This window comes from Kitasatospora sp. NPDC059722, from assembly GCF_042733235.1.
GTDB lineage: Bacteria > Actinomycetota > Actinomycetes > Streptomycetales > Streptomycetaceae > Kitasatospora.
In genome coordinates, this window is record NZ_JBHWGD010000259.1 from 1 (window position 1) to 2560 (window position 2560).

The 2560-nt window shown below is 77.0% G+C and carries 1 protein-coding gene; it reads right to left on the reverse strand.

What is annotated here, in order from left to right; genetic code table 11:
• Positions 1 to 2560, reverse strand: a 2560-nt coding sequence (locus ACFV4F_RS43105) for a condensation domain-containing protein (RefSeq protein ID WP_380511469.1), incomplete at both ends; no start/stop codon positions are given.

Consider the following 2560-nt stretch of genomic DNA (forward strand, 5'->3'; position numbering starts at 1 on the left):
GGCGCCGCGCCCCGGGGGGGGGGGGGGGCGCCCCCCCCCGCCGGCCCCCCCCGCGGGGGGGGGGCGCGGTGCCGCCCCCCCCCGCCGCCCGGGGGGACGGGGTGGGCGGCCAGCGCCTCCAGCACCCGCACCAGGCGGTCGGCGACGGCCTCGACGGTGGCGTGGTCGAACAGGTCGGCGTCGTACCCGATCGCGGCGACCAGCCCGCCGGCCTGCCCGGCCGCGGCGCCCGGGCGTTCGCCGAACACGAAGGACAGGTCGAAGGCGGAGATCCCCATGCTCAGGTCGTGGGACGCCACCTCCAGGCCGGGGAGGGCGAGTTCCGCGGTGATGCTGTTCAGCATGGAGACGCTCACCTGGAACAGCGGGTTGGCGCCGGGCACGCGGGCCGGGTTGAGCGCCTCGACGAGCGTCTCGAACGGGACGTCCTGGTGGGCGAAGGCGCCGAGGTCGGCCTCCCGGACCCGGCCGAGGAGTTCGGCGAAGGTCGGGTCGCCCGAGAGGTCGGTGCGCAGCACGAGGGTGCCGGCGAAGAAGCCCACGAGGCCGTACAGCGCGGCGTCGGCGCGCCCGGAGGTGGCCGTGCCGAGCGGGATGTCCGGCCCCGCGCCGGAGCGGGACAGCACGACGGCGACGGCGGCCTGGAGCGCCATGAACACGGTGCAGTCGTGGGCCCGCGCGGCGGCGGCCAGCGCGGCGTGCAGCGCCGGGCCGACCTCGACCGCGACCTCGCCGCCGCGCAGGCCGACCGTGCCCGACCGCGGCCGGTCGAAGGGCAGCGCCAGCTGGTCCGGGAGGCCGGCGAGCGTCCGGCGCCAGTACTCGGTCTGCTGCGAGAGCCGGCTCTCCGGGTCGTCCTCGGTGCCGAGCAGCTCGCGCTGCCACAGCGTGAAGTCGGCGTACTGGACGGGCAGCGGCGGCCAGGCCGGCGCGGTGCCGGTGCGGCGCGCGCCGTACGCCTCGGCGAGGTCGTCGAGCAGCGGCTCCAGCGACCAGCCGTCGCAGGCCACGTGGTGGACGACCAGCAGGAGGACGTGCTCGTCCGGGCCGAGGCGGAAGAGGCGGGCGCGCAGGGCGGGTTCCGTGGTCAGCCGGAAGACGCGTTCGCTCTCCGCGGCGAGGTCGGCGTCCAGCGCGTCCGGGGTGGTGTCGGTGACGGTGAGGTCCGTCCGGGCCTCGGCGCCGGAGAGGATCCGCTGCCACGGCCGGCCGTCCTCGGTGGGCAGGACGGTGCGCAGCGCCTCGTGCCGCTCCACGACGTCGGCGAGCGCGGCGTTCAGCGCGTCGACGTCCAGGGCGCCGGACAGGCGGGCCGCGTACGGGATGTTGTAGGCCGCTCCGCCGTCGAGCTCGTTGAGGAACCAGAGGCGGCGCTGGGCGAAGGACAGCGGCAGGCGCTCCGGGCGCGCCGCGGGGCGCACGGCGGGCCGGGCCCGCTGTCCGAGGGCGACGGCCGCGGCCAGGCCGGCCGGGGTCGGGGTCTCGAACACGGCCCGGATGGACAGTTCGACGCCGAGGGCGGCGCGGATCCGGTCCACCAGCCGGATGACCAGCAGCGAGTGTCCGCCGAGGTCGAAGAAGGCGTCGTCGACGCCGACCCGTTCCAGGCCGAGGACGTCGGCGAACAGCCGGCACAGGGCCGCCTCGGTCGCGTTCGCGGGCTCGCGGCCGGTGGATCCGGAGGCGAACTCGGGTGCGGGGAGGGCGGCGCGGTCGATCTTGCCGTTCCGGGTCAGGGGGAGGGCGTCCAGGGGGACGATCGCTGCGGGGACCATGTAGGCGGGCAGGTGGAGGGTGGCGAAGTCGCGCAGCTCGCGCGGGTCGGTCCCGTCCGGGCAGGCCGTGTAGGCGACGAGCCGGGGGTCGCCGGGGGTGTCCTCGCGGACGACGACGGTGACACCCCGGACGGCCGGGTGGCGGCCGAGGGCGGCCTCGATCTCGCCGAGTTCGATGCGGAAGCCGCGGATCTTGACCTGGTCGTCCGCGCGGCCGAGGTATTCGAGTTCCCCGTCGGCCGTCCACCGGGCGAGGTCGCCGCTGCGGTACAGGCGGGCACCGGGCGCGTCGCCGAAGGGGTCGGGGACGAAGCGCTCGGCGGTGAGGCCGGGGCGGCCGAGGTAGCCCCGGGCGACCCCGGCGCCGCCGACGTACAGCTCGCCCGGCACACCGACCGGGACGGGCTCGCCGCGGCCGTCCAGGACGAGCGTCCGCCAGCCGGGCAGTGCGCGGCCGATCGGGCTGCGGGCGGTCTCGGTCCCTTCCGGGGTGAGGACCCGCCAGGTGACGTGGACGGTGGTCTCGGTGATCCCGTACATGTTGACCAGGACCGGGCGGTCGGGGGCGTGGCGGCGCCACCAGGCGCGCACGGGGGCCAGGTCGAGAGCCTCGCCGCCGAACACGACCAGGCGCAGGCTCAGTTCGCCGGCCGGGCGGCGCTCCTCCTGGGCGACGAGCTGGCGGAACGCGGACGGCGTCTGGGAGAGCACGGTGACGCGTTCGCGGACGAGGAGGTCGAGGAAGGCCGCGGGGTCGCGCGTGACCTCGCGGGGGACGACGACGA